At 63.0% G+C, this 26,032-nt stretch carries 23 protein-coding genes; 13 read left to right on the plus strand and 10 right to left on the minus strand.

From position 1 onward, the window contains the following. Positions 1–104: 104 nt before the first annotated feature. From ASU23_RS29250 to ASU23_RS29275, 6 genes are all read right to left on the minus strand, one after another. Positions 105–1,274 carry a lipid-transfer protein gene (locus ASU23_RS29250; RefSeq protein WP_003945661.1) on the minus strand — a complete coding sequence of 390 codons (1,170 nt, stop codon included), beginning with the start codon at positions 1,272–1,274 and terminating at the stop codon, positions 105–107. Then, complete coding sequence (locus ASU23_RS29255; RefSeq protein ID WP_007734018.1) at positions 1,271–1,711, minus strand: MaoC family dehydratase; 441 nt, start codon at positions 1,709–1,711, stop codon at positions 1,271–1,273. Before ASU23_RS29255 ends, ASU23_RS29250 begins: the two co-directional genes overlap by 4 nt. Positions 1,712–1,713: 2 nt before the next feature. Then, positions 1,714–2,706 (minus strand): bifunctional MaoC family dehydratase N-terminal/OB-fold nucleic acid binding domain-containing protein, encoded by a 993-nt coding sequence (locus ASU23_RS29260; protein WP_058039245.1) that lies wholly within the window; start codon positions 2,704–2,706, stop codon positions 1,714–1,716. 7 nt (positions 2,707–2,713) lie between these two features. After that, positions 2,714–3,865: an acyl-CoA dehydrogenase family protein gene (locus tag ASU23_RS29265; protein ID WP_007734012.1), complete on the minus strand. Its 1,152-nt coding sequence runs from the start codon at positions 3,863–3,865 to the stop codon at positions 2,714–2,716. Further along, positions 3,850–4,890, minus strand: coding sequence for an acyl-CoA dehydrogenase family protein (locus ASU23_RS29270; protein ID WP_058039246.1), 1,041 nt, complete (start codon positions 4,888–4,890; stop codon positions 3,850–3,852). Before ASU23_RS29270 ends, ASU23_RS29265 begins: the two co-directional genes overlap by 16 nt. A gap of 83 nt (positions 4,891–4,973) precedes the next feature. Then, positions 4,974–7,136 (minus strand): acyl-CoA dehydrogenase, encoded by a 2,163-nt coding sequence (locus ASU23_RS29275; RefSeq protein WP_042920534.1) that lies wholly within the window; start codon positions 7,134–7,136, stop codon positions 4,974–4,976. Between the two features lie 94 nt (positions 7,137–7,230). Here ASU23_RS29275 and kstR point away from each other — a divergent pair, with 94 nt between their 5' ends. Both kstR and otsB read left to right on the plus strand, forming a co-directional pair. After that, positions 7,231–7,869, plus strand: coding sequence for a cholesterol catabolism transcriptional regulator KstR (gene kstR, locus ASU23_RS29280; protein WP_003945752.1), 639 nt, complete (start codon positions 7,231–7,233; stop codon positions 7,867–7,869). A gap of 87 nt (positions 7,870–7,956) precedes the next feature. Beyond that, positions 7,957–10,497, plus strand: coding sequence for a trehalose-phosphatase (gene otsB / locus ASU23_RS29285; RefSeq protein ID WP_003945932.1), 2,541 nt, complete (start codon positions 7,957–7,959; stop codon positions 10,495–10,497). 3 nt (positions 10,498–10,500) lie between these two features. Here the strand turns inward: otsB and ASU23_RS29290 are convergent, their stop codons facing one another. Continuing rightward, positions 10,501–11,589, minus strand: coding sequence for a LacI family DNA-binding transcriptional regulator (locus ASU23_RS29290; RefSeq protein WP_007733995.1), 1,089 nt, complete (start codon positions 11,587–11,589; stop codon positions 10,501–10,503). A gap of 139 nt (positions 11,590–11,728) precedes the next feature. On the opposite strand from ASU23_RS29290, the gene ASU23_RS29295 reads away from it, so the two are divergent. The 7 genes from ASU23_RS29295 (at position 11,729) to ASU23_RS29325 (ending at position 17,630) form a co-directional block, all read left to right on the plus strand. After that, complete coding sequence (locus tag ASU23_RS29295) at positions 11,729–12,679, plus strand: zinc ABC transporter substrate-binding protein (RefSeq protein ID WP_042920537.1); 951 nt, start codon at positions 11,729–11,731, stop codon at positions 12,677–12,679. A gap of 84 nt (positions 12,680–12,763) precedes the next feature. After that, positions 12,764–13,642 carry a metal ABC transporter ATP-binding protein gene (locus ASU23_RS29300; protein WP_050657006.1) on the plus strand — a complete coding sequence of 293 codons (879 nt, stop codon included), beginning with the start codon at positions 12,764–12,766 and terminating at the stop codon, positions 13,640–13,642. Next, positions 13,639–14,520: a metal ABC transporter permease gene (locus ASU23_RS29305; protein WP_003945811.1), complete on the plus strand. Its 882-nt coding sequence runs from the start codon at positions 13,639–13,641 to the stop codon at positions 14,518–14,520. Before ASU23_RS29300 ends, ASU23_RS29305 begins: the two co-directional genes overlap by 4 nt. Before the next feature lie 34 nt (positions 14,521–14,554). Next, positions 14,555–15,316, plus strand: coding sequence for a LamB/YcsF family protein (locus ASU23_RS29310; RefSeq protein ID WP_058039247.1), 762 nt, complete (start codon positions 14,555–14,557; stop codon positions 15,314–15,316). Next, the gene (pxpB, locus tag ASU23_RS29315) at positions 15,313–15,930 is read left to right on the plus strand and encodes a 5-oxoprolinase subunit PxpB (protein WP_082661494.1); all 618 of its coding nucleotides are present in this window, start codon (positions 15,313–15,315) and stop codon (positions 15,928–15,930) included. The genes ASU23_RS29310 and pxpB overlap by 4 nt, the downstream gene beginning before the upstream one ends. Before the next feature lie 57 nt (positions 15,931–15,987). Next, complete coding sequence (locus ASU23_RS29320) at positions 15,988–16,860, plus strand: biotin-dependent carboxyltransferase family protein (RefSeq protein ID WP_007733989.1); 873 nt, start codon at positions 15,988–15,990, stop codon at positions 16,858–16,860. Positions 16,861–16,937: 77 nt separating this feature from the next. Next, positions 16,938–17,630 carry an LpqN/LpqT family lipoprotein gene (locus ASU23_RS29325; protein ID WP_058039314.1) on the plus strand — a complete coding sequence of 231 codons (693 nt, stop codon included), beginning with the start codon at positions 16,938–16,940 and terminating at the stop codon, positions 17,628–17,630. A gap of 88 nt (positions 17,631–17,718) precedes the next feature. On the opposite strand, the gene ASU23_RS29330 is transcribed toward ASU23_RS29325, so the two are convergent. Next, positions 17,719–18,360: a hypothetical protein gene (locus ASU23_RS29330; protein WP_058039248.1), complete on the minus strand. Its 642-nt coding sequence runs from the start codon at positions 18,358–18,360 to the stop codon at positions 17,719–17,721. 365 nt (positions 18,361–18,725) lie between these two features. Here ASU23_RS29330 and ASU23_RS29335 point away from each other — a divergent pair, with 365 nt between their 5' ends. Beyond that, positions 18,726–19,445 (plus strand): hypothetical protein, encoded by a 720-nt coding sequence (locus ASU23_RS29335; protein WP_003945935.1) that lies wholly within the window; start codon positions 18,726–18,728, stop codon positions 19,443–19,445. Between the two features lie 180 nt (positions 19,446–19,625). Further along, complete coding sequence (locus ASU23_RS29340) at positions 19,626–20,423, plus strand: AraC family transcriptional regulator (protein ID WP_031332820.1); 798 nt, start codon at positions 19,626–19,628, stop codon at positions 20,421–20,423. A 4-nt stretch (positions 20,424–20,427) separates the two neighbouring features. Here ASU23_RS29340 and ASU23_RS29345 read toward each other — a convergent pair whose 3' ends face one another. Continuing rightward, positions 20,428–21,417, minus strand: a complete 990-nt coding sequence (locus ASU23_RS29345; RefSeq protein ID WP_003945426.1) for an iron-siderophore ABC transporter substrate-binding protein — start codon at positions 21,415–21,417, stop codon at positions 20,428–20,430. A 200-nt stretch (positions 21,418–21,617) separates the two neighbouring features. On the opposite strand from ASU23_RS29345, the gene ASU23_RS29350 reads away from it, so the two are divergent. Both ASU23_RS29350 and ASU23_RS29355 read left to right on the plus strand, forming a co-directional pair. Next, a complete protein-coding gene (locus tag ASU23_RS29350; protein WP_058039249.1) occupies positions 21,618–23,246 on the plus strand; it encodes an ABC transporter ATP-binding protein in 1,629 nt (542 codons plus the stop codon). After that, positions 23,243–25,024, plus strand: coding sequence for an ABC transporter ATP-binding protein (locus tag ASU23_RS29355; protein ID WP_058039250.1), 1,782 nt, complete (start codon positions 23,243–23,245; stop codon positions 25,022–25,024). The genes ASU23_RS29350 and ASU23_RS29355 overlap by 4 nt, the downstream gene beginning before the upstream one ends. A 34-nt stretch (positions 25,025–25,058) precedes the next feature. Here ASU23_RS29355 and rlmB read toward each other — a convergent pair whose 3' ends face one another. Next, positions 25,059–26,030, minus strand: a complete 972-nt coding sequence (rlmB, locus tag ASU23_RS29360; protein ID WP_003945749.1) for a 23S rRNA (guanosine(2251)-2'-O)-methyltransferase RlmB — start codon at positions 26,028–26,030, stop codon at positions 25,059–25,061. Positions 26,031–26,032 lie beyond the last annotated feature (2 nt).

The raw sequence follows: 26,032 nt of genomic DNA on the forward strand, positions 1-26,032 counted from the left end.
AACCTCTTTGGCGACAACAGAACACGGACCGAGCACCGCATCGAAGGAGACCCCGATGCGGTGCCAACCGGCCGTGACGCTTGATGAAGCTGTGCCCACGATAATCAGCGAGTCAGCACAAGCCCCGATGTCGGAACGCCCGTTCCCGCAGTCACCAGTACATTCTCGACGGAGTCGACCTGGTTGACCGAAGTACCGCGGATCTGCCGAACACCCTCGGCGATACCGTTCATCCCGTGAATGTATGCCTCGCCGAGCTGTCCACCATGGGTGTTGATCGGAAGCTTGCCTCCGAGTTCGATTGCGCCACCGGCGATGAAGTCCTTGGCCTCTCCCCTACCGCAGAAACCGAGTTCCTCGAGCTGCATCAGAACATAGGGCGTGAAGTGGTCGTAGAAGATCGCCGTCTGCATGTCCGACGGGCGCAGCCCACTTTGTGACCAGAGCTGATCGCCGACAAGGCCCATCTCCGGTAAGCCGGTCAAACCGTCGCGGTAATAGCTGGTCATGATGTATTGATCTGCCCCGCTGCCCTGTGCGGCGGCAGCGATAACGGCGGGGGTGTTCTTCAGATCTTTGGCTCGTTCTGCCGAGGTGACGACGATCGCGATGCCGCCGTCGGATTCCTGGCAGCAATCGAGGAGATGCAAAGGTTCAGCGATGAATCGCGAGTTCTGATGGTCCTCGAGGGTAATCGGTTTCCCGTAGAAGAACGCCTTCGGATTGGTGGCTGCATGCTTACGGTCGGCGACGGCGATTCGACCGAAGTCCTCGCTGGACGCTCCGTATACGTGCATGTATCGCTGCGCGACCATCGCGACAAAGGATGCGGGAGTACCCAATCCATGAGGATAGGAAAAGGCGTTGTCCGTTCCCGACGAATTGACCTGCGCCACAAGGCCGGAGTTCACCTGCCCGAAACGCGCACCCGATCGCTCGTTGAACGCGCGGTAAGCGACGACGACGTCTGCGACGCCGGTGGCAACAGCCATGGCGGCCTGCTGAATCGTCGCCGCAGCGGCACCGCCTCCGTAGTGAATGCGGCTGAAGAACTTGAGGTTCGGAATCCCCACCGAACGAGCTACTGCCACTTCGGTGTTGGTGTCCATGGTGAACGAGGTAAGACCGTCGACGTCGGCGGGTGTCAGACCGGCGTCGTCCAACGCGGCTTGAACAGCCTCGGCGGCCAGTCGCAGTTCACTGCGACCGGAGTCCTTCGAGAAATCCGTGGCTCCGATTCCGACGATCGCTGCCTTGCCGGACAATGCGCTCATTCAATGTCTCCGTTTTCAATGTCTCCATTCGAGCCCGACGCCGGAAATGCCAGTGTGACCTGTGCGGTGATGTGATCTCCCAGGCTGTTCTTGCCGACCACCGCGAGCGATACGAGATCCTCGTCGTAGGAGGTCACCGTTCCGGAGAGCGTCAAGGTGTCGTAGGCGTACCAGGGGACTCCGAGGCGGAGTTTGATTGACGTGAGTACAGCCCGCGGTCCGGCCCAATCGGTCACGAATCGCTGCACCAAGCCGGTGTCGGTGAGGATGTTGACGAAAATGTCTTTCGAGCCGCGTTTCTGTGCGAGATCGCGGTCGTGGTGAACATCTTGAAAATCGCGGGTAGCGAGCGCCGCCGAGACCACAAACGTCGGGTCGCCGTAAATCGAAAGCTGCGGAAGAACCTCTCCCACAGTGATATCCGTCGTCGAAGTCATCGTCACTCCTTCACCGCAGAAACCGCAGACACAGAAACCGGCTGCCAGGCGTACAGAGTCCAGGGAGTTCCCCCGGTCTCGTCGTCTCCGGGGAAGTCGAGGTAGATCGCCTCCACCTCCATTCCGATCGACACACTCGACGGATCGATACCGCGCAATTCGCCGAGCATCCGCACACCCTCGGGCAGTTCGACCAGGGCCACGACGAACGGCAACGACCGACCAGGAACCTTGGGGGCGTGGTGAACGACAAAGCTGAAGACCGTTCCCCGACCTGACGCGACCACGTAGTCGGTCTGCTCCGACTTGTCTTTCCAGATCGCGGGCACCGGCGGGTGCTGTACCGACCCGTCCGCACGCAGTTGAATACGTAACTCGTGTGCGGCGACACCGTCCCAGAAGAACTGCGTGTCGAGGGATGCTGTCGGACGCAGCATTCGAGATGCGTCCAGGTCCGCAGGCAAGTCAGTGGAGGAACTCTCGCTGACTGGCGGCGCGAACTTCAAGATCCGGAACATCATCTCCGAGACCAGTTCTTCGCCGACCCGCCAGAAGCTGCGAGTAGTGAAGAACCATCCTTCACCAAGACCTGTCTTCTTGGGTCCCACAACGTCTTCCAACACCGAGGAGATGGTGACTTCTTCACCCGGCTTCAAGTAGCGGTGGTAGATCTGATCGCAGTTGGTCGCGACGACGGACGTGAATCCGGCCTCGTCGAGGATGTCCGTCATCCGGCCCAACGGATCGTCGGCTTCTCGAATTGCCCCCAGACCGCGCATCGTCCATACCTGCGCCATCGCCGGCGGTGCGACTATTCCGTCGTGTCCGGCGGCGCGGGCAGCCGATTCGTCGACGTAGATCGGGTTCTCGTCACCGATCGCCTCGACCCAGTTGCGGATCATCGGCAGGTTCACGGGGTCCCGGCCGGCGCGAGGAGCGCTTGGCCCGTCCTCTCGAACCCGCTCGGCAGCAGTGAGAATGGGATCTGACACGATTTGTTTCCTATCTCGGAACGCGAGGAAGCTTCAGGCCGGCGGTCGCAATCAGTTCGCGCATCACCTCGTTGACTCCACCGCCGAAGGTGATCACCAGGTTGCGCTTGATCTGCATGTCCAACCACTCCATGAGATCAGCAGTTTCGGGATCGATCGGATTTCCGTACCGCCCGACGATCTCTTCCGCCAGTCGACCGACCCGCTGGATACGCTCGGTCGCAAACACTTTGGTTGCCGAAGCGTCGGCGATATCCACCGAATCCGAATCACTCGACGCCACTTGCCAGTTGAGCAGTTCGTTGAGGCGGTACGTCGCATGAATTTCGCCGAGCGCGCGCCGTACGTCAACGTGATCAAGCAGGTTTTCACGCTTGGCCCAATCGAAGACGTGGTCGTAAATCCCTGCGACACGACCTGCCGGACCGAGCATGACGCGTTCGTGGTTGAGCTGCGTCGTGATCAAGCGCCAGCCCTGATTCTCCTCACCCACAAGCATGTTCGCCGGAACGCGAACGTCCTCGTAGTAGGTGGCGTTGACGTGATGCGCACCGTCGCAGGTGATGATCGGGGTCCAGGTGTAGCCGGGATCTTTGGTGTCCATGATCAGGATGGAGATGCCGCGGTGCCTTGAATCGGCAGACCCTGTCCGCACGGCGAGCCACACGTAATCGGCGTCATGCCCGCCGGTGGTGAAAATCTTCTGGCCGTTGACGACGTACTCGTCACCATTTCGTGCCGCCGAAGTGCGCAGTGCTGCAAGGTCGGTGCCGGCTTCCGGTTCGGTGTAGCCGATCGCGAAGTGCACTTCACCGGCGAGGATCGCGGGCAGGAATTTCTGCTTCTGCTCCTCGCTGCCGTACTTCTGCAGGGTCGGACCGACGGTCTGCAAAGTCACCGAAGGCAGTGGGACATCCGCCCGCACAGCCTCGTTGACAAAAATCTGCTGCTCGACTTCACCGAACCCACGTCCGCCGAACTCCACCGGCCAGCCGACGCCGAGCCAGCCGTCCTTGCCCATACGACGGATGACCTCGCGATAGGTAGGGCCATGCCGCTCCACGCGCATGATCTTGGCCTCTTCGGGCGAGATCAGCGTCGAGAAGTAGCGTCGAAGTTCAGCTTGCAATGCGCGCTGACTGTCGGTCAGATCGATGAACACCGGGCCCCCACGAGGTCGAGTCGCTGCGAAGCACCGCCGAGCAGGCGTGCCAGGTCTTTTGCAGTCGAGTAGTAACGATGAAGTGGATACGTGACGTCGACGCCCAGACCACCGTGCAGGTGGTGAAGCACCTGCATCATGGCAGGCACTTCTTGGGCGATCCAGTACGCCATGACGTCGAGGTCCGACTGGGCGTCCAGGCCCTCCGACACGCGCCAGGACGCCGACAACGCCGCGACATGAAGGGTCCGGGAGGTGACGTACGCGTCGGCTATCTGTTGTGAGACTGCCTGGAACGTGGCGAGCGGCTTACCGAATTGCTCACGCGAGCCGACATGCGCCGCAGTGAGATCGACGGCACCGGACACCAAACCGTCTGCAACGGCTCCGATGCTTGCCGTGGCGATCCGGTACAGCGTCTGGACGGCTTCCTCGCCGGCACCGAGAAGTTCACCGACTGCCTCGTCCATGGTGACTGCGAACTCGGGACTGCCGGACGCACTGGGAGTCGGCGTCAATGCGACGCCGGCGGCGGTCGGATCGACGAGAACGACTCCGGCGTCGGTGGGCACAAGAATTCTGTGTGCGCTCGCCGCGAAAGGCACGGCAAGCACCGTCCCGCTGACGCGATACCAGTCGCCCGACTGATGGGCGGTGGTCGACGGCTGTGCCGGGAACTGCTGACCCGGCTCACCGAGCGCCGCGGTGAACACCCGTCCGGCGCCGACTCCGGTGAGCAATTCTTCCTGTTGAGCGTCGGTCCCCAGAGCGACTATGGGGAGTACACCGAAGCCGAGGGTTGCGAGAGCCGGAATTGGAGCAGCGGCCCGGCCGACCTCGACGAGGAGGGAACCGACGTCGGCGACGGAGAGTCCCTCGCCGCCCAGACGCTCGGGCAGGGCCAACGTGAGCAGGTCGGCATCGGCGAATGCCGCCCAGAGCGCGTCCGGCTCCAGTTCGCGGGCAAGGAGCGCGGTAGCCACCTCGGCTACCGCTTCCTGGGTTTCATCGGGAGTGAAGTCCACGCTGGCAATCCTGTCTCTGATGTAGAACGTGTTCTAGTTGTATCACCAACGTGGACATTTCTAAAGGCCTCTACTCACGCCGTCTAATCACGGGGCAGGCCCAGAATTCTCTCCGCGGCGACGGTCAACAGAATCTGCGTGGTTCCGCCGGCAATCGACAGGCATCGCGTGTTGAGGAACTCACGCGAGAGCGGACCCTCCACCCATCCGGCCGGGCCACCCAATTCCATGGCGAACTCTGCGACATTCTGACGCTGGCGCACGCCCACCAGCTTGCGGACGCTCGACGCCGGACCCGGATCCTGACCGTCCAATTGCCGCAGTGTCGTGCGCAATTCCAGCAGTGAGCCCACCATGGCGGTTCCGATCAGCCCACCGAGCTTGTCTGCCACCACAGGATCGGGGTCGCCGGCCAGCTCGAGCAATTCCTCCATCGCACCGCCGAGCGAAGAGCCACCGCTCATTGCGACCCGCTCGTTGGCGAGGGTCGTTCGGGCCAGTTTCCAGCCTCCACCGAGCTGGCCGACGACGCACTCGTCCGGGACGAAGACGTCGTCGAGGAAGACTTCGTTGAACAGGGCATCTCCGGTGATCTCGCGCAGCGGCGAGATTCGAATCCCAGCCGTCTTCATGTCGAGAAGGAAGTACGTGATGCCCTTGTGTTTGGGAACCTCGCGATCGGTCCTGGCGAGGCAGATGGCCCAGTCAGCTTCACGCGCAAGCGAAGTCCAGACTTTCTGGCCGTTCAGCTTCCAACCGCCGTCGACCTTTTCCGCGGTCGTGCGCAGTGCCGCAAGATCCGAACCTGCGCCGGGTTCACTGAAGAGCTGGCACCAGGTGATCTCGCCCTTGAGCGTCGGAGTCGCAAATCTTTCGATCTGCTCCGCACTGCCGTGCTCGAGGATGGTCGGCACTGCCCACCAGCCGATCACCAGATCGGGTCGGCCGATACCGACGGCCGCCAACTCTTCTTCGATCAGAATCTGTTGCGCGGCCTTGGCGCCCCGGCCGTACGGCTTGGGCCAGTGCGGCGCAAGGTAGCCCGATTCGGCCAACGCGTTGCGCTGCTCGGATTCGGGCAGCGCCACCAATTGCGCTACCTCTTCGCGAATTTCGGACCGGTCGGATTCGAGCTCACTCAAGTCGATCTGAAGGTGACGCCGTGCGCCGCCGATCGTCAATTCCGCGACGCGTGCGCGCCAATGAGACGATCCGCCCAGAATCTGCCGGAGCGATAGTGCTCGACGAAGGTAGAAGTGCGCCTCGTGCTCCCAGGTGAATCCGATGCCGCCGAGCACTTGAATGCAGTCCTTTGCCGTGTCGACAGCGGCATCCAGCGACACCGCGGCGGCCACTGCTGCGGCGATCGGAAGTTCGTCGCCCGACTCGGCAGCGACCGCACCATCCCAGGCGACGGCTCCGGCATTCTCTACGCGACACAGCATTTCGGCGCAGATGTGTTTGATCGCCTGGAACGAGCCGATGGGCTTTCCGAATTGTTCGCGAATCTTCGCGTACTCCACCGCAGTACGCAGGCTCCACGCCGCAATTCCGGCAGCTTCGGCAGCCCCCAGTACCGCCGCTAGGTCGGAAACCGATCCTGGCGCAATGTCATCGAGGATTCGGTCGGCATCGACCGTCACTCGATCGAAGGAGACTCGCGCCAGTGGTCGCGACTTGTCGATCGTGTCGACCGCTTCGTAGGTCACGCCTTCGCTGTCTCCGTCGACGAGAGCCCAGACGACACGCGAGCCTTCGTCTTCGGACACGACGCCCGCCGACACGAGTACCGATACGCCTGAATCGCCGCCCCAGGCGTAACCTCCTTCGCCATGAAGCTCGATGCCGCCGGACGCATTCGCCGTTGCCGCAACTGGACTTTCGTCCAATACGACGGCACACGGCAGCGCACCGTCGGCGAGCGTTTCGGACCATCGCTTGGCAGCGGGCGACGAACTACGCCCCACCACCAGAGCTGCGAGTGCAGTCGTGAGAACAGGACCCGGCACGAGTTCGATTGCCGCCTGCTCGAGCATTGCTGCGAGATCGACGATTTCGGCCCCGGCTCCGCCTACCGCTTCGGGAACGGCGACCGAAAATATCCCGAGAGACGCGAACTCGGACCATTTCTCCCGCCACGAAACTGCTGGTCCACGGCGTACCATGTCCATCGGCGTGGCCGAGCGAGCCCAGGCCTCTATCGATTCCTGGACCGCCCGCTGTTCATCGGTCGTGGCGATTGTCACAACTGGTTCCCGCCTCTCGATAAGTGACACAATTGTTTAGAACGTGTTCTAATATGACACCTGGCCAAGAGTCAAGGCGCGAAGGAATTTGTCGATGACCACAACATCCCGATCCCGCTCCAACGCGGTTGCTTCTGCAACGCTCGGGGACGACGATCTCAGCTCCAACGCGCAACGTGAACGCCGCAAGCGGATTCTCGACGCAACACTCGCCTTGGCGTCCAAGGGGGGCTACGAGGCTGTTCAGATGCGCGCCGTGGCCGAGCGTGCCGACGTCGCAGTCGGAACGCTCTATCGCTACTTCCCGTCCAAGGTTCACCTACTGGTGTCCGCCCTGGCACGCGAATTCGAGAAGATCGATTCCAAGGGCAAGATCCCGCCTGGAACCAGTCCGCTCGAGCGGATGCAGCTGATCCTCAGCCTCATCACCCGCGCGATGCAGCGCGATCCGCTCCTCACCGAAGCGATGACTCGCGCGTTCATGTTCGCCGACGCCTCCGCAGCGGCCGAGGTCGATCAGGTGGGCCAGTTGATGGACCGCCTCTTCGCACGAGCGATGACCGAAGAGGAGCCAACCGAAGAGCAGTTGGCGATCGCGCGCGTGATCTCCGATGTGTGGCTGTCCAATTTGGTGGCATGGCTCACGCGACGCTCTTCGGCTACCGATGTCGCCAATCGACTGGAATTGACGGTTGAACTGCTGCTCGGTGACGGAACTCGGAAACCCGAATAGACATCCTTTGTCGCATCTGTCATTTTTGCACTGATCGGCCGGAAACGTATCGAGCCAGGAGTCGCTGCATCACCTAGATTTGAAGAGGTGAGCGCACAAGATCTGTCCATCGAACTCCGCCGAGCGCTGTCAGGCGTGGCACGCACGCCGCGTCTGCTCGTAGCCTCCGACTACGACGGGACGATGGCACCCATCGTCGCCAACCCGGACAAGGCGTATCCCCGGGCGGAAACGGTGCGTGCGCTTCGCTCTCTCGCCAGCCTCGCGTCGACGACGGCTGCCGTGATCTCGGGCCGCGCCCTCAAGGATCTGGCTGCGCTGTCCCGACTTCCCGCCGAAGTGCAATTGGTCGGCAGCCACGGCTCCGAGTTCGACATCGGATTCGTTCACGCGATCGACGCCGACGCCAGGAAACTGCTCGACGAGATCGTCACCGAGTTGGGCCGAATCGCCGCCGACACCCCTGGGGCAACGGTGGAGAAGAAGCCCGCCAGCGTTGCACTGCACGTACGCAACACCAGTGCCGACGACGCCGAGAAGGCGCTCATCGCCGTCCGCACCGAATCGGCACTCTGGCCAGGCGTTCAGGTCACCGAGGGCAAATCGGTGGTCGAGTTGGCTGTCATCGCCACCGACAAGGGGCACGCACTCGACTTGATTCGCCATCAGGACGGCGCAACCGCTGCCGTCTTCATCGGCGACGACGTGACCGACGAAAAGGCGTTCAGCAGGCTTCAGGGGCCGGACATCGGAATCAAGGTCGGCAGCGGGGACACCGTCGCCGACTATCGCGTCGACAGCACCGAGGACGTCGCTGCTGCTCTGGCGTTCCTGCTCGACGAGCGTCGTACGTGGCTTTCCGGCGCCGACGCTCCGCCCATCGAGCGGCTCTCGATGCTCGCCAGTCCGCGCACCGTCGCTTTGGTGACCCCGGATGCGACGCTGACCTGGTTGTGTCACCCGGAACCGGATTCAGCGGCCGTCTTCGCACACCTTCTCGGCGGAACCGGGGCCGGCCACTTCTCGGTCGGGCCTCGACGCACAGCCTTGCCGCTGAGCCAGAAGTACATCGACAGCACGATGACAGTTCAGACCCGCTGGGCGAGCCTGTCCGTCACCGACTACCTCCCCCATGACGTCCCACAGGGACGAACCGACCTGACCCGCATCATTTCCGGTCAGGCCGACGCGATCGTCTCGTTTGCACCCCGTCCCGAGTTCGGCCAGGGTCAGGTCACGCTCGAGGTCGTCGACGAGGGCATTCGGGTCCTCGGCACCAACGAGCCGTACGTGCTCCGCTCCCCCGGTGTGCTGTGGAACATCGCCACCGACGGAAACCAGCAGACCGCCCACGCCATCGTCGAGCCGTCCAAGGGTGACGTCGTCCTCGAATTGCGCTGCGGAACAGAAGAAATCGGCCCGTCCGACGTTCCGGAGCTCGAGCGTCGAGCGACCTCGGAGGCCTACTGGTCCGATTGGGCCAAGACGCTCGAACTCCCGAAGCTGAAGCCGGACTTGATGAAACGCTCTGCACTGACCTTGCGCGGGCTGGTCCACGCCGATTCCGGTTCCATCATGGCTGCCGCGACGACGTCCCTGCCGGAAGAGATCGGCGGAGTCCGCAACTGGGACTACCGCTATTGCTGGTTGCGCGACGCCGCCCTCACCGCAACAGCTCTCGTGAGCGTCGGATCCACCGACGAGGCCGAGAACTACCTGGACTGGGTCCACCGCGTGCTCGAAACACTGCCGGGACCCGAGCGCCTGCACCCCCTCTACACGCTCTACGGGACTTCGCTACCGCCAGAGGCCGTCATCGATTCACTCCCCGGATACGCCGGCTCCCGGCCGGTCCGCGTCGGAAACGCCGCGAATCAGCAGGTTCAACTGGACGTGTTCGGCCCGATCGTCGAGCTCATCGTCGAACTGGCGAATGCACGCGAAAAGGCCGGTGATCCCGATCCTTTGAGCGACCGCGACTGGGAACTGGTGTGCGCCATGGTCGAAGCAGTGCAGCGGCGCTGGTTCGAACCCGATCACGGCATCTGGGAAATTCGCGACAACCCGCGCCACCACGTCTATTCCAAGGTTATGGGCTGGGTCACCGTCGACCGCGCCGTCGATCTTGCGACCCGCTTTTCTCGCGAGGCTCTGCCGGAATGGGCGGAACTGCGTGACCAGATCGCCGACGAAGTACGACACAAAGGCTGGAAGGACGACGTCCAGTCGTACACCGCGGCCTACGACGGCACCGATCTCGACGCGGCGACTCTGCACATCGGACTGTCGGGGCTGATCGATCCGACGGATCCGCGCTTTGCAGCGACCGTCGTAGCCACCGAGGCCGAACTACGCAGCGGCTCAACGGTATACCGCTACCATCATGACGACGGCCTGCCCGGCATCGAAGGTGGATTTCATCTCTGTGCCGCCTGGCTCGTCGAGGCCTACCTGCTGATCGGGCAACGCCTGCAAGCAGAGGCACTGTTCGATCAGTTGGTCGCGGCAGCGGGTCCTACCGGACTGCTCGCGGAGGAGTACGACCCCATCGCGGAACGCTCGCTGGGCAACCACCCCCAGGCGTACAGCCATCTGGGCTTGTTGCGCTGCGCCCAACTCCTGGCGTGAGCGCTACCCCTTGATCCGACCTGATGTTCGCCCGGCCAGTAGTTCGGTGTCGAGCATCTCGACTATCGGAACGCCGGATCCGGACGGCGACATCAGGAGCGCACCGGCGCGCCGGCCCTTCTCTTCCTGGGGCTGGCGCACCGTTGTCAGTGATTCGCGCAGCGCCTCGTCGACGCCGTCGAATCCGGTGATCGACAGTTGGCCAGGTACATCTATGCCCTGCCAGCGCGCCCAGTCCAAGGCGCCGAGAGCCAGCACGTCGGTGGTGCAGACCAGTGCGGTGATCTCGGGGTTGGTCGCGAGAGCTTCCGCCGCCGCCGAGTGCCCGGACTGCGATGTGTGGACGTACCGCTCGATCACGGTGAGTGAGAGTGGGTCCATGTCGGACGCCACCATCGCGTCGCGCACTCCTTCGATCCGCTCACGCTGGACGTGGAAGTGTGGGGACTTGAGTCGTTCCTGGCTGACGACGCCGTCCATCCGGTCGCGCCCCAGCCTCATGCAGAGCACGCCGATGTCGCGGTGGCCGAGCCCGATGAGGTAGTCGGCGACCTTGCGCATGGCAGCGCGGTCGTCGATGCCCACGAGGGATGCACCGGGAATCTCGCGGGGCTGGTCGCAGACGACGATCGGAATGTGACGCTCGAGCACCGCGGCAAGATACGGGTCGTCGTCGGCCACGGAGTAGACGACAAAGCCGTCGACGCCCGCCTGCTGGACCACGGCTGCAGCATCCACCTCGTCGCGGCCGGGCCCGGCCGGGATGAGCAGCAAGCCCTGGCCGGCGTCCTCACATGATTCCGAGAGACCGGCAAGGAAGCTCATGGCGGCCGGGTCACGGAACGAATAACTGAGTGCTTCGGTAAGCAGGAGACCGACGGCGCCGGCTTTGCGAGTTCGCAAGGAGCGGGCGACCGGATCAGGTCCGGGGTATCCGCGTCGCTTGGCCGCTTGGAGCACTCGATCCCGCAGCTCGACGGAGAGCTGATCGGGTCGGTTGTACGCGTTCGAGACTGTAGTTCTCGACACATTGAGCTCGGCGGCAAGCGACGCCAAAGTGGCTTGACGGCGTGGCTGACGGGACCGGGGCATAAACGGACGTTAGCCGTAGTGCCCGCAGACGGCGCGTTGGGGCTGAACCGAAGGTGAACTACCAGCGACTATGCGCTAATGTGTAACGGTAACGGTTTCCAATAGCATTTAGCCCAGCCTTTGTTCAGGAGAAAAGCACGTGCGTTCGTCGTCGAAATTCCGCACCGCCACCGCCCTCGCGGCCGTCTCGGTCGCCGCAGCATTCGCGCTCACCGCGTGCAGCTCAACCTCCTCGAAGGACGACGGCATCACCGTCGTCGCATCGACGAACGTGTGGGGCGACGTCGCGCAGGCCGTCGCCGGCGACAAGCTGACCGTGACGTCGATCATCAACGAGCCGTCCGCGGACCCGCACTCGTTCGAGGCGACTCCCGCCGATGCCGCCAAGATCACCGACGCATCGCTCGTCGTCTACAACGGTGGCGGCTACGACCAGTTCATCACCGACGTCCTCGACGCAGGCAAGGGCGAGCAGAAGACGGTCAACGCCTACAACCTGCTCGACGGCGGCATCCACGCCGGCGAAACCGCGGGCGAATCGCATGACGGTCACACCCACGGCGCAGTCAACGAACACGTCTGGTTCGACATCCCGACCGTCGACGCCGTCGCACATTCGGTGGCCGATCAGCTGAGCGCTCTCGATCCGGACAACGCGGCGACCTACGAGGACAACGCGAAGGCATACAGCCAGAAGCTCGCCGGCGTCACAGCGATCACCGATTCCATCGCCGCTGCCCACGCGGGCGCACCGGTGGCTCAGACCGAGCCGATCGCGCACTACCTCCTGGTCGCAGCTGAACTGAAGGACGCAACTCCCGAGGAGTTCACCAGCGCCATCGAAGACGGCAACGATCCGTCACCGGCCGCAATCGCCGCAACCCGCCAACTCCTCTCGGAGAAGCAGGCCCGCGCACTGGTCTACAACATCCAGACGCAGGACAAAGTGACCCAGGACATGCGCACCACAGCCGAAACCGCCGGAGTGCCCGTCGTCGAGGTTACGGAGACTCTCCCCGAGGGCCTGGACTACATTCAGTGGCAGACGCAGACCGCGGAGTCGCTCGCAAACGCCCTCTCTGCCCAGTAATTATTTGCCCCACCATTTCCGAGAAGAACCGATCGGCTTGTGACAGAAACTTCCGCGAATACTCCTGTGCCCCCTGGTAACACCGTGCCTTCTGGTAACACCGCGCCTTCAGAGGCCTCCGTGCCCGCTGTGACGCTGAAGGACGCTCGATTGTCCTTCGGCGCCCGCACATTGTGGGACGGGCTCGATCTCGAGGTACAGCCAGGTGAGTTCATCGCCGTACTCGGGCCGAACGGGTCGGGCAAGACCTCGCTCCTGAAGATTCTGCTGGGCCAACTACAACTCAGCGGCGGTAGTGCACAGATCGTCGGCACGCCGGCACGGGCCGGGAACTCACACGTCGGGTACATCCCGCAGCAGAAATCGATCGACGACGGCCTCCCGCTCCGCGGCCGCGACCTGGTCGGCCTCGGCGTCGACGGTCACCAGTGGGGTACGGGCCTACTGCGTCGGGGTCGTCGCCGCAAGATCGTCGACGACGCCATCGCACAGGTCAGCGCCCAGTCGTTCGCCGACGCTCCCATCGGTTCCATGTCCGGCGGTGAGCAGCAGCGACTGCGGATCGCACAGGCTTTGGTCGGCGACCCGCGGATACTGTTGTGCGACGAGCCGCTGCTCAGCCTCGACCTCGCCAACCAGCACCTGGTCTCGACGCTGATCGACAAGCGGCGGCGCAGCCACGACACCGCGGTGCTGTTCGTGACGCACGAGATCAATCCGATCCTGCCGTTGGTGGATCGAGTGCTCTATCTGGTGGACGGTAAATTCCGGATCGGGACGCCGGCCGAAGTGATGACGTCCGAGGTTCTCTCGGATCTGTACAACACCGACGTCGAAGTGTTGCAGGTTCGTGGCCGCCTCGTCGTGATCGGCACCGGAGACGCCATCGACGCGCTCGGCAGCGCAGGCGGACTACGCCCGGGAGAAGGCGTTCACCATTCTGATGAGGATCACCACCAGTGAGTAACAAGTTCACCGACGCGATGTCGCGGATGTTCGACGTGTCCGCCACCGTCGACCTACTGCAGTACGACTTCGTCCAACAGGCGTTGATTGCCGGTGCTATCCTCGGATTGTTGGCCGGCATCATCGGGCCGCTGATCGTGAGCCGTCAGATGTCGTTCTCGGTGCACGGAACGAGTGAGCTGTCACTGACGGGCGCATCTGCCGCACTTCTCGTCGGTGTGGGCGTCGGCTTCGGTGCCATCGTCGGATCCGTGGTCGCGGCAGTGCTGTTCGGACTGCTCGGAGCCAAAGCGCGCGACCGAGATTCGGTGATCGGCGTGATCATGGCTTTCGGCCTCGGCCTGTCGGTGTTGTTCCTCTGGGCGTACGACGGTCGCACGGGAACCAGCTTCTCGTTGTTGGTCGGACAGATCGTGGCGCCGGGAAACAGCGGTCTCGAACTTCTGCTGCTGTGCGCGGTCATCGTGATCGGCACACTCGGATTCATCTACCGCCCTTTGCTGTTCGCAAGCACCGACCCCGAAGTTGCTGCAGCTCGCGGTGTTCCGGTCCGGGCACTGTCGATCGTGTTCGCAGTGTTGGTCGGCATCACCGCAGCACTCGGCGTACAGATCGTCGGTGCTCTGCTGGTGATGTCGCTGCTGATCACCCCCGCAGCGGCCGCCGCGTACGTCACGGCAAGCCCACTCAAGGCCACGATCCTCTCCGTCGTGTTCGCCGAACTGGCAGCCGTCGGCGGCATCCTTCTCTCGCTGGCCCCCGGCGTTCCCGTCTCGAGTTTCGTCACCTCGGTCTCGTTCGTGATCTACCTGATATGCCGACTCTTCGGATCCGCACGTCGCAAGAATGCCGGACGGATTCCGGCGCACGCCTGAACACCGAGAGCCCATACCTACCTAGAATCGAGGTATGGGTTACAGCGTTGATCTGAACAGCGACCTCGGCGAGGGCTTCGGAGCCTGGACCCTGGGCGACGACGACGCCATGCTCGAACTTGTCACCAGCGCGAACATCGCCTGCGGATTCCATGCCGGCGACCCGACAACGCTGTTGGCGACTTGCGAATCCGCAGCCACCCGAGGCGTGCGGATCGGCGCGCAGGTGGGTTACCGAGACCTCGCCGGTTTCGGCCGACGCTTCATCGACATGTCCCCGAAAGACCTCACCGCCGACGTCATTTATCAAATAGGGGCACTCGACGGTTTGGCCCGTGTCGCCGGATCGCGGGTCACGTACGTCAAACCCCACGGCGCGCTCTACAACGCAATAGTCCATCACCGACGGCAGGCGCGGGCAGTGGTCGCCGCCGTCGTTGCCTATGACAGTTCGCTACCTGTTCTCGGACTACCGGGTTCGGTGTTTCTGGAAGAGGCGCGCGAGGCCGGTCTCGACGTGGTCGCCGAGGCTTTTGCCGATCGTGCGTACACGGCGGAAGGCACCCTGGTCCCCCGCACCGAGTCGGGCGCCGTTCTGCAGGACCCGACACTTGTTGCAGAGCGGGTTCGGCGAATGGTCGTCGACGGCGAGTTGGACGCAGTCGACGGGAGCACGTTGAAAGTCGCTGCCGCATCGGTGTGCGTGCACGGTGACAGTCCGGCAGCCGTCGACATGGCCGTGGCAATCCGCGCTCTCCTCGAATCTTCCGACGTCGAGATCACGCCGTTCACATGATCGCGATCCTGCCCGTCGGTGAATCCGCAGTCCTCGTCGAGTACGACGAACTGCCGAGTGTGCTGGGCAACTTCAGGGCTCTCGACGCCAGTCGGATCCCCGGAGTGATCGACCTGATTCCCGCGGCGCGAACCATCTTGATCGAGTACGACAACACGATCACCGCGCACCAACTGGTGGAGAAATGGGTACGTGGGGCCGTACCGATCGAACTCACAGCTGACGAGAGTGGGCGGCCTGCCGTCGAGATTCCGGTCCGCTACGACGGCCCCGATCTCGTAGAGGTGGGCAAGCTGACCGGCCTCGGGGTCGACGGTGTGATCGACGCTCACACGGCTGCGTCGTGGACCGTCGCGTTCATCGGTTTCGCCCCCGGCTTCGCGTATCTGACCAGCAACGAGAGAAAGCTCGAAGTTCCACGTCGATCGGACCCGCGCAGGCAGGTCCCGGCCGGTGCAGTCGGGTTGGCCGGACCGTTCTCGGGCGTCTACCCGCGTAGCTCCCCGGGCGGCTGGCAGTTGATCGGAACGACGGAACTGTCGGTGTGGGATGCCGAGCGCCGCCCGCCGGCGCTGCTTCTACCCGGCACCACAGTCACCTTTGTCCGTGCATGATTTTGGTGCAAGCATGATTTTGGTGTCTTCACCGCGCTGTTGCGGGACAATGGATTCATGGCCTGGCTCGAGGTTGTGCGTACCGGCCCGCTCGCCACAGTTCAGGACCGCGGGCGGAGAGGCTACGGTGCCCTCGGGGTCGGAAGATCCGGCGCCGTCGACATGATCTCGCACGACAGCGCCAACAGACTCGTAGGCAACACTTTTCGAGCAGCAACCATCGAAGTCACCGCTGGCGGTTTCGCTATGCGGGCCGTCGGTTCGATGACGGTGGCAGCGACAGGCGCGCGGGTGCCGCTGGCCGTCGACGGACGGCCGGCACCTGACTACGCGAGCATCCATCTGGGTAGTGGCAGCATTCTCGAATTGGGTTACAGCACAACCGGGTTGAGAACGTATATCTCTGCACGCGGTGGCGTCGACGTCCCGCAGGTACTCGGAAGCAGATCCACCGACACGCTCTCCGGACTCGGGCCGCCGCCGCTCGCCGCCGGCGATCTAGTCCTCCTCGGGGCCGAGGAAGGGACGTGGCCCACCGAAGAGTTGATTCCACCGCCCGCACCTGCACTCGGCGCGGTTCCGATCGAGATCACGCTCGGCCCCCGAAATTCCTGGTTCACCGCCGCATCCGTTCACGCGCTCCTTCACACCACGTGGAAAGTCACCGAACACACCAACCGAGTCGGGGTCCGGCTACAGGGCCAAGGGCCTTTGCATCGCTCACGCACCGGGGAATTGCCGAGCGAAGGCGTCGTGACGGGATCCATCCAGGTGCCGCCAGGCGGCCAGCCCGTCGTGTTCCTCGCCGACCATCCCGTGACCGGCGGATACCCGGTCATCGCCGTCGTTTCCGACGCCGGGATTGCGTCGCTGGCACAGCTGCGGCCCGGCAGCACCATTACCTTCAAGGCCACTACTCGGCCGTCGTAGCGCTGATAGTCTCAGCCGCGCCAGCAATGCTGCCGGCGGCGCTCGGCCGTCGCCAGAACCTGAAGGACTGTCACACTATGAGCCCTAAGAGCAGCACACTTGCTCTCGGAATAGCGTCACTGATCACTGCTGCACTCGTCTTGTCCGGATGCAGCAGTTCGGAAAGCGGCGACGCCGTCTCCAGTGATACCAACACCAGTGAGACCACTGCTTCCGAAAGTTCTGCATCCTCGTCGTCTGCCGCTGCCGCGACGCCGACATTACGGGACGGAACACCGTTCATCGGTGAGCGGACGACGATCGAAACCGGCGACGACCCCGAAGCGCCGAGCATCAGCGTCAGCCTCCCGCCGAGCTGGACTCACGGCGAGAACATCCCTGCCGGCGTTACGGACGCATTGTCCAGCAACAGCCAGGAACCCAGCGGTTTCATGCCGAACACCACGGTGACGGTCGAAAATCAAGGCACCGCAACAAAAGACGAGGTTCTTGCCGCTGCGCGTGAAACGATCGCCACTCTCGACGGGTGGACCGAGGTGAAGTACACCGAGATCGACGTCGACGGACAGCAGGGTTTCCGCCTCTCCGGAACCTGGACCGCCCCAAACCTGGACGTTCCGCTCTACGCCGTCATGACGGTCGTCGCTTACCAAGCCGACGACAACTCGCCGGTCTACCTGGTCAGCTTTGCAAACCAGTTCACCGACACGACGAACATGCAGACCTCCAACCAGGTGGAAGAAATCAACACCTCGATCGAATTCGGCTGAGCACCTGATGGTTTGAATACCCGATCACCGAACAACCGCGGCGGGCCGAGACCACGACAGTCTCGGCCCGCCGTTTCACAACTCTCGCCTAGCTCGAACCGAACAGGCCGCTGAGGGAACCGAGGCCACCACTCAACGAGCCGAGCGATCCGATTCCGCCACCGGTTCCGGGGCCAGTGGGATCAACCGGATCAACCGGATCAACCGGGTCAACCGGATCGACCACATCCGCGGCGCGGACAGTGATGGACGGGCCCAAGTTGGCGAAATTCGCACTCGACTGGAATCCGTTGCCCATCACCGTGGCACCTACCGCCAATCCACTTCCGTACACGGTTCCCGGCGCACACGAAGCAGTAACCGTGTAGCTGGTCTTCATGGTCACCGGTTTGCTGCCGTTGTTGATCCAGCCGGCACTGGTCACCTCGAGCGTCGTGGCTGTCAGTTCCGGCGTTTCAGTGGTTTCGGTCATCGTCCCGCCAACGTGAAACTTCGTGACCTTCGCCGAGCCCGGGACAAAGGTCAAGCATGCGGCATGCGTCTCGGTGAACCTGCTGATATACCCGTCGATTCCGCTCTTCTTCGACACTATCGTGTAGGTGATCGTGTCACCGATCTTCGGCGACGCATTGTCCACGGTGCGAGTAAATGTGTAGGCACCGGAAGTTGCTGTCTCGGCAGTCGCGACTCCCGCACCCAGCGCGCTTGCGCCCACAGCAAGAGCAATCACCCCCAAACCAGCTCCAACGGTGGACAGACTACGATTCCTGGATCCAAACTTTGCCACGAACAATCTCCACTCTGTGTGGTTCCAGGACAACCGAATTCATTGATTACTGGAACTTGTTGCAACCCGACTCTCGAAGTACGATACAGTCGACCTGGACATTCGCCCAGCTTTTCGTCGAAATAGTCGACAATCAGTTAACGGCAGGCAATCGACACCGAAAAAGTCCTCTCAATTCGGACTTTTCCGTAAATTCTGCCGAACTGACACATAGGCAAGCGTCCGATAGGTTTCAATGGTTACCACGGCGCAACCTTTGAAGAGTCATCCCATCGCCGTCAGCGTGAACCCCTCGAACGGAGAATTCCATGTCACGTTTTTCAATGCGCAAAACACTTACCGGAATCGCAATCGCGGCACTTGCAACCAGCGGACTCGTGATGACCGCAGGCACCGCGAGCGCCGATGCCACCCACCCGTCCGCGGCAACGGTCAACTCCTCCAACGTCCGGATCACCAAGAGCATCGTGGGCGACGGCGAAGTTGCACCCGGCGGCAAAGTCACCGTACGCACGGTCATTTCCACAACAGGCCACCCCGAGCGTTACGTCGACCAGTTCGTCGACCGCTACCCCGCCACGTTCAAGTACATTCAGGGCACGGCGACGGTCAACGCGTGGCACTTGATCGGCGGTCAGAAGACCGAATCCGTCACGCCTTCGGTTGACACTGCCGCCCGAACCGTGAATGTACCCAGCACCGGCTGGCTGATCTCACCCACCGGAAGCAAGACCGTGACGATCGAGGCGCAGTACCTCGTCGCCGACGATGCACCGATCGGCTCGTACCAGGAAATGTCGAGCTCGATCGGTATCTCGACGTTCAATACCGAGCAGAACATCAGCGGCGTCTACGCCAAGATCCGCGCCAAGAACCCCGGCGAGGCGGCCGCATCGGGCTCGGCAGATCTGGGCTTCGGCTCTTCTGACGGCGAGGGCGGAACCGGTTCGGCCGGATCCTCCATCCTGGACAACCCGGCCGGCTTCATCTCCGACATCATCAGCGGTGTCCTGGCCAACGGCAGCTGATTCACTCGCTCCGCCTGCTCCACCTGTAAACACTCCGTCGGGGAATGTGTTCGAGGGTGGCATCGAGTCTTCGGACTCGGTGCCACCCTCGATCTTTTGTGGCGATCACACTCCGTCGCGCCTGCATCAAAGAACCAAATAGGAAAGCATTACCTAAGTCATTCGCGGTATGATCCACCGATGAGTTCCACAGGATTTCCGTACTGGGCTGTGCCGGCAGGCCGGTACGTTCCGCTCCCCTTCTCGATGACGACGTCCACCATCGGGCGTGATCAGAAGCGCGCGTGGCGTGAGATCCGCCATCCCGAACACGAACTCCTCTGGGGCGCTTCCGGCGAGATGAGCGCGTACATCGACGACGTTCGTTGGCAGATACCACCGACGGTCGGCATGTGGATTCCGGCTGGAACTCCACGGCGCATCACGCTCGGCGCATCCACCGAGGCTCGCTTCACCTATTTCCGGCCCGAGTCGTTCCCCCACCCGTGGACAAAACCCGCGATCATCGGCATCGACGACGTCGTCAAGACGATGCTCATCCATCTGCACCAGCGAAATATGCCTACCGAGGCTCGCTTGCGGGCGGAATCCGTAGTCTTCGACACGCTCGCGCCCATCGAGGCGGCTGATGTCGCAGTACCGATGCCCGCCGATCCCCGGGCCCTCGCCGTTGCACGCCGCTTGATCGCCGACCCCGCCGATCAACGCGGGCTTGCCGATTGGGCCTATGTGGTAGGCGGAAGCCCCCGCACCCTGAGCCGTGTGTTCTCTCAAGGCACGGGGATGTCCTTCACCGAGTGGCGAATTCAAGTTCGCGTCCGCGCTGCGATGTCCTATCTCGCTGCGGGCGTTCCTGTTTCGACGGTAAGCCGTCGCGTCGGATACGAAACCCCCAGCGCCTTCACCAGCGTGTTCCGCAAGGTCACCGGACGCACACCGAAGAACTACTACTCGGACGCGTGCGAGTTGTCAGCCTAACTGGTCAGAACCCGTTCATCTTCGAGACCAGTTCCGCGAAAGCATATTTGACGCTCAGCGACGTGGGTGACGCCAAGGCCATGACTCGTGCCAGACCGAGCTGCTGAATCAGCCTGCCGTCCTTGACTGCCGGCAGGTCGGCAAACAACTTGTCCCCCATCAATCCGGGGAGCCCCTGCCCACTCGCGTCGTTGAGCACGATCACGTCCGCGTCCAGTTCGTTGTACTGTTCGCGCGATGCAGTCACCGACCCCTGGGTGTCGCCGCACAGCTCTGCGCTTCCGGCCGACTGCTTCAGTCCGAGCTGGGACATCAGGATGACTCGGCCGTCGTCAGCGCAGTAATTGGTGAGGCCGTCGATGTTTCCCGAGAGGAAGGTCAAGGTTTTCCCGTTCAGATTGGGGGATCCGGCAGCCAGGTCGGCTATGGAATCGTCAGTTTCCTCGATCAGCTCGGCAGCCCGCTTCGGTTGGCCGAGTACTGATCCGATGGTCGACAACTGTTCCTGCCACGTGGTCGCCCATGCGGTCTCCTTGAACGGAATGGTGGGTGCGATCTGGGAAAGACGTGCATAGTCGTCTTCGGTGATTCCCGAGACCACTGCGATGATCACGTCCGGCTCCAACGCCAGGATCTGCTCGAACGGCACACCGGACGTGCTGTCGAGCAACGTGGGTTCGACATCGCCCAACAATTCTTCGTCCCACGGCAGGATGCCGTTCTCCAAGCCTGCCCCACTGAACGACTCCATGGCGACGGGTGTCTTGCCCAGTGCGAGGACCGAATCCTGGCTGTTCCAGCCGATAGTCACGATCCGCTGAGGTTCGGTCTCGATGGTGGTCGACCCGTACGCGTGATCAACGGTGACCGGCAGCGCGCCGGCCTCGGCCAACTGCGTCGTGCCCTCCGACGCTGTTGACTCGGTGCTGCTCTGGCAGCCTGCGAGCAGGGCAATCGCGGCCAACGCAGCCACTATTCGGGTAGTGCTCTTCATCTTCTGTCAGCTCTCTTCGCAAACGTACTTTGTTTCGACCAGCCAGGTATATCGAGACCCGATCCCGGTAATGGGGTGTCGATACTCCATCTGGCCGCTGCCGCGTAGCCCTTGGCATCTGCGAGCACTTTCCGCACTCGCACCGGCTCTACCGTAGAACTGCACAACGAGTGTTCAGATCTGGGCGAGGAGTTTCACGAGTGTCAGCGCTGCCCGAAACTCGTTCCGGTCCGATGGAGATGATCCGAGTCGGATCATTCTCCTCCGGACGCGGCCCGCGACTGGTTGCAGCCGTCACCGGGCAGGCGTCGTATCAGGTAGCTCAAGCCCTCATCCCGGTGCTGATCGGCACCGTCGTCGACCGGGCAATCGGAAAGTCCGACAGCACAGCACTTCTCGTGTGGCTTGCGGTGCTGTGTGCTCTGTTCGTGGGACTCGCTCTGTCGTGGCGCATCGCAGTTCGCCTGAACACGCAGGTCTTCGTCTACGGCGAACACGACCTACGACTGAATGCTGCCAGACGAGTACTCGATGCCAGGGGGATGAAAGCTCAGCGTTCGACCGGTGAAGTTCTCACCATCTCTACCTCGGATGCCTCACACGTCTCGGGCTTTTCCTGGGTTGTCGCCGAACAGGGCTCGGCTTTTGCGGGGCTCGCCGCGGCAGTGATTTCGCTTGCCTTCGTCTCGTGGCCGCTCGCACTGATCGTCGTACTCATCACCGCTGCGCAGCTCATATTCATCCACAGGATCAGCGGTCCACTGGACGAGCGCGTGTATGCAGAGCAGAAGAAGGCAGCCGAGGCAGGCATGCTTGCAACGGATTTCACGCTGGGCCTACGAGTACTGAAGGGTTTCGGGGCTGAACCCACCGCCCTGTCGCGATACGTCAACGCGAGCCGGGAGTCGATGAAGGCAGCGATCCGGACGGTCAGAGCAATGTCCAGCCTGACCGCGCTCAATTCCGGGGTCTCCGCGTTGGTGCTGGCTTCGGTTGCGCTTGGAGCCGCGTGGATGGCGCATCAAGGCACGATCACCGTGGGCAATTTCGTCACCGTTGTCGGCTTGAGCAGAGTGATTGCCGGTCCGATGGAAACGCTGGGGTTCTTCGGTGCCGAACTCGCTGCCAAGCGAGGTTCCGCGCGCAGACTTTCCGAACTTTTGGCCGAGCCACACCTGATCGAATCGCTGGCCGCCACGGCCACGACCGAACCTGCCAGAAGTGAAGACGCCCTATTGATTTCGGCGGACAACGGAACTGTCGTCTCAGCTCGACGCGGAGAAGTGGTGGGCGTGCGCGCTGACGATTCCGCCGATCGACTGGCACGACAACTCGCCTTTCAGACTCCGCTGGACCCCGACTCTTACTTCGTATTCGGCACCGATGCAACCGACCTCGGCCCGGACGGAGTTCGTGATCAGGTGTTCGTCTCCGCTCATGAAGGAACCGTGTTCACCGGCACCGTCTTCGACAATCTGGCTGCACCGAACGTCGACTCGTCGGCAATGACGTCATCTGCGCTCGACGACGTGTTGACGCATCTGCCCGACGGCCACCTCTCCGAGGTAGGCGAGCAAGGAAAAAAACTCTCCGGAGGTCAACGCCAACGCCTTCTCCTCGCCCGCGCTCTCCATCAACCCCAGCCGATCCTGGTCCTCCACGAACCCACCACTTCCGTGGACTCTGTCACCGAGCATCGAATTGCACACTCCCTGAGAAACTTCCCCGACAAGGCCATTCTGGTGATCACCTCGAGCCCGACCCTGCTCCATTCGTGTGACCGTGTCGTCACGATCGACCACGGCGTTCGGGAGGGAGAGTCGCTGTGACCGATACCCTTCCGGATGCATCTGCTGTTCCGGTTGTATCTGCCCTGCCGATCGCGTCGACCAAGCAGACCGTCCGCGCATTGATCGCACTGCTTCGGCCACGCAAGCGAGCGCTCGCACTCACGACCGTCGTGCTTCTCTCTGCTACGGCCTGCGGCCTGTCCACCCCGGCACTGCTCGGACTCATGGTCGATGCGGTCACGGAGGGCAAACCGTTTGCCTCACTCCTGCGTATCACCGCGTTCATGCTCGGCGCAGCGGCAGCAGGAGTTGCGCTGACCTGGTGGAGCACACAGCTTCTGGCGAATGTCGCGCAGAACGTGCTGGCCGATCTTCGCGAGGACGTGTTCGCCGCCACCCTCGCGCAGCCGTCGTCACTGGTCGAGGATGCCGGAACCGGTGATCTGATTTCCCGGGTCTCGGGCGACGTCGAAGCGGTAAACACCGTCATCGCGCGAGTACTACCCGCCACCGTGTCTGCCCTGTTCATGATTTCACTGACGCTTGTCGGTGTGGGAGTGATCGATTGGCGCTTCACCGTGGCAATCGTTGCCGTTGCGCCGATTCACTATTTCGCTCTTCGTCATTTCCTCCGACGCTCCGGACCCGTCTACCGACGCTCTCGCGCTGCGCAGGCCAGGCGGGGACAACAGCTCATCGAAACTCTCGGAGGCGCAGGCACTGTCACTGCCCTGCGGCGAACAGACGAGCACATCGGCCGAATCGCCGAGACCTCCGAGCACGCCATCAGCTTCGACATGCAGGCAGTTCGCCTGCGCACCAACTTCTTCGCCCAACTCAACGGCGCCGAACTGCTCGGACTGGCCGCCGTCCTGAGCGTCGGCTACTGGCTCGTGACCACAGGCTCGGTGTCCATCGGGGCTGCTACCGCCGCCGCCCTCTACTTCCACAGTCTGTTCAGCCCCATCGCGGTATTTCTCTCGAACATCGACGAATTGCAGGATGCGGGTGCCAGCCTGGCTCGCCTGATCGGAGTCACCGCGATGCCCGGGCGGCCCACGAGCATTCCTGCCTCGGCTCGGTCCGAACCCATCGGCGTCGAGGTGGACCGGGTTTCCTACTCGTACGACAACTCCACCCCGGTGATCGATTCGATCTCGATCTCGATCGCACCGGGGGAACGAATCGCCGTCGTCGGAAGCAGCGGCGCCGGAAAGACCACGCTCGCCAAACTGATTGCCGGCATCATTCCCGTCGGGGACGGGCGAATCACCGTCGACGGCACACTGATTGACGACCTGAGTGATGCCGAACTTCGGCACGAAGTCGTCCTCGTCAGCCAGGAAATTCACGTGTTCGTCGGGACGATCGCCGACGATCTCCGGTTGTGTGCACCAGATTCGGACGATGCGAAGATCGCCGAAGCCGTCGACACGATGAAAGCTCAATGGATTCATGAACTTCCGGACGGACTCGAGACCAGGGTCGGGGCCGGTGGGTACCAGTTGACGGCAGCGCAGGCACAGCACATAGCCCTCGTCCGACTGGCTCTGCTCGATCCTCCCGTCGTCATCCTCGACGAGGCGACTGCCGAAGCCGGAACCACCGCAGCCGGTCTACTCGATCAGGCAGCCGAACTAGCAGTCACCGGCCGGACCGCCGTGGTGATCGCACACCGGCTGAGCCAAGCAGTCCGCGCCGATCGCACACTCGTCATGAGCGGTGGCCGCGTAGTCGAGAGCGGGACACATGACGAACTGATCGGCGCGGACGGTTCCTACGCTGCACTGTGGGAAGCCTGGTCGGTACGGAGCTAGAACCCCGCCAGACTCACCCGAAAGCCGTTACAACTCAGCTGCTACGACGCCTGCGGGCGATGTCCGCCAGGACGACTCCGGCGGCAACCGAGGCGTTGAGCGACTCGACCGGACCGGCCATCGGAATCGACAGGATCGCGTCGCAGTTCTCGCGGACGAGGCGCGAAAGGCCCTTGCCCTCGGAACCGACCACGATCACAACGGGACCGCTGCCGTCGAAATCGTCGAGAGTGGTGTCGCCCTCGGCGTCGAGACCGACGACCTGAACACCCTTCGATGCCCAGTCCTTGAGCGTGCGGGTGAGGTTGGTTGCCCGAGCAATCGGCAAACGAGCGGCAGCGCCGGCGCTGGTGCGCCAAGCGACAGCACTCACGCTCGCGCTACGACGCTCCGGAATCACGACGCCGTGTCCACCGAAAGCTGCGACCGAGCGCACGACGGCACCCAGGTTGCGGGGATCGGTGATGTTGTCCAGCGCGACGAGCAGCGGCGGCTCGGCATGCTTGCGTGCCTCCGAGAGAAGATCGTCCGGGTGCGCGTAGCGGTACGGCGGAACCTGCAGGGCGATGCCCTGGTGAAGACCGTTGGCGCTGAGGCGATCCAGATCGGTGCGGGGGACCTCGAGGATCGAGATGCCGGCATCCGCAGCGAGCTGAACGGATTCCTTCAGTCGATCGTCGCTCTCGGTGCCGACGGCGACCCACAGTGCAGTCGCCGGAACGCCGGCGCGTAGGCACTCGACCACCGGGTTGCGTCCGAGCACTGTCTCGGGACCGTCGAGAACCTTGCGGCCCGGACCCGGACGGCCACCGCGGCCCTGCTTCTCGTCGGCACGTGCGGCGCGCGCTGCACGCTTTGCCGCGGGATGCTTGGTGCGTGCCTCGGCGGGCGGCGTAGCGCCACGCCCTTCGAGACCGCGACGGTGCTTACCGCCGGAACCGGCAACCTGGCCCTTCTTGGTGCCGCCCTTACGGACTGCGCCGCGCCTGCTCGAGTTTCCAGCCATTG

The sequence above is a fragment of the Rhodococcus sp. KB6 genome, from assembly GCF_001445685.1.
Classification (GTDB): Bacteria; Actinomycetota; Actinomycetes; order Mycobacteriales; family Mycobacteriaceae; genus Rhodococcus_F; species Rhodococcus_F qingshengii.

Excerpts from the sequence above, each read along its gene's own strand:
- ASU23_RS29325 (WP_058039314.1), top strand. The coding sequence starts at position 16,938 with ATGAGCCCTAAGAGCAGCACACTTGCTCTCGGAATAGCGTCACTGATC.
- ASU23_RS29320 (WP_007733989.1), top strand. The coding sequence starts at position 15,988 with ATGGCCTGGCTCGAGGTTGTGCGTACCGGCCCGCTCGCCACAGTTCAG.
- ASU23_RS29345 (WP_003945426.1), bottom strand. The coding sequence starts at position 21,417 with ATGAAGAGCACTACCCGAATAGTGGCTGCGTTGGCCGCGATTGCCCTG.
- pxpB (WP_082661494.1), top strand. The coding sequence starts at position 15,313 with ATGATCGCGATCCTGCCCGTCGGTGAATCCGCAGTCCTCGTCGAGTAC.
- ASU23_RS29250 (WP_003945661.1), bottom strand. The coding sequence starts at position 1,274 with ATGAGCGCATTGTCCGGCAAGGCAGCGATCGTCGGAATCGGAGCCACG.
- ASU23_RS29335 (WP_003945935.1), top strand. The coding sequence starts at position 18,726 with ATGTCACGTTTTTCAATGCGCAAAACACTTACCGGAATCGCAATCGCG.
- ASU23_RS29340 (WP_031332820.1), top strand. The coding sequence starts at position 19,626 with ATGAGTTCCACAGGATTTCCGTACTGGGCTGTGCCGGCAGGCCGGTAC.
- ASU23_RS29290 (WP_007733995.1), bottom strand. The coding sequence starts at position 11,589 with ATGCCCCGGTCCCGTCAGCCACGCCGTCAAGCCACTTTGGCGTCGCTT.
- kstR (WP_003945752.1), top strand. The coding sequence starts at position 7,231 with ATGACCACAACATCCCGATCCCGCTCCAACGCGGTTGCTTCTGCAACG.
- rlmB (WP_003945749.1), bottom strand. The coding sequence starts at position 26,030 with ATGGCTGGAAACTCGAGCAGGCGCGGCGCAGTCCGTAAGGGCGGCACC.
- ASU23_RS29255 (WP_007734018.1), bottom strand. The coding sequence starts at position 1,711 with ATGACTTCGACGACGGATATCACTGTGGGAGAGGTTCTTCCGCAGCTT.
- ASU23_RS29310 (WP_058039247.1), top strand. The coding sequence starts at position 14,555 with ATGGGTTACAGCGTTGATCTGAACAGCGACCTCGGCGAGGGCTTCGGA.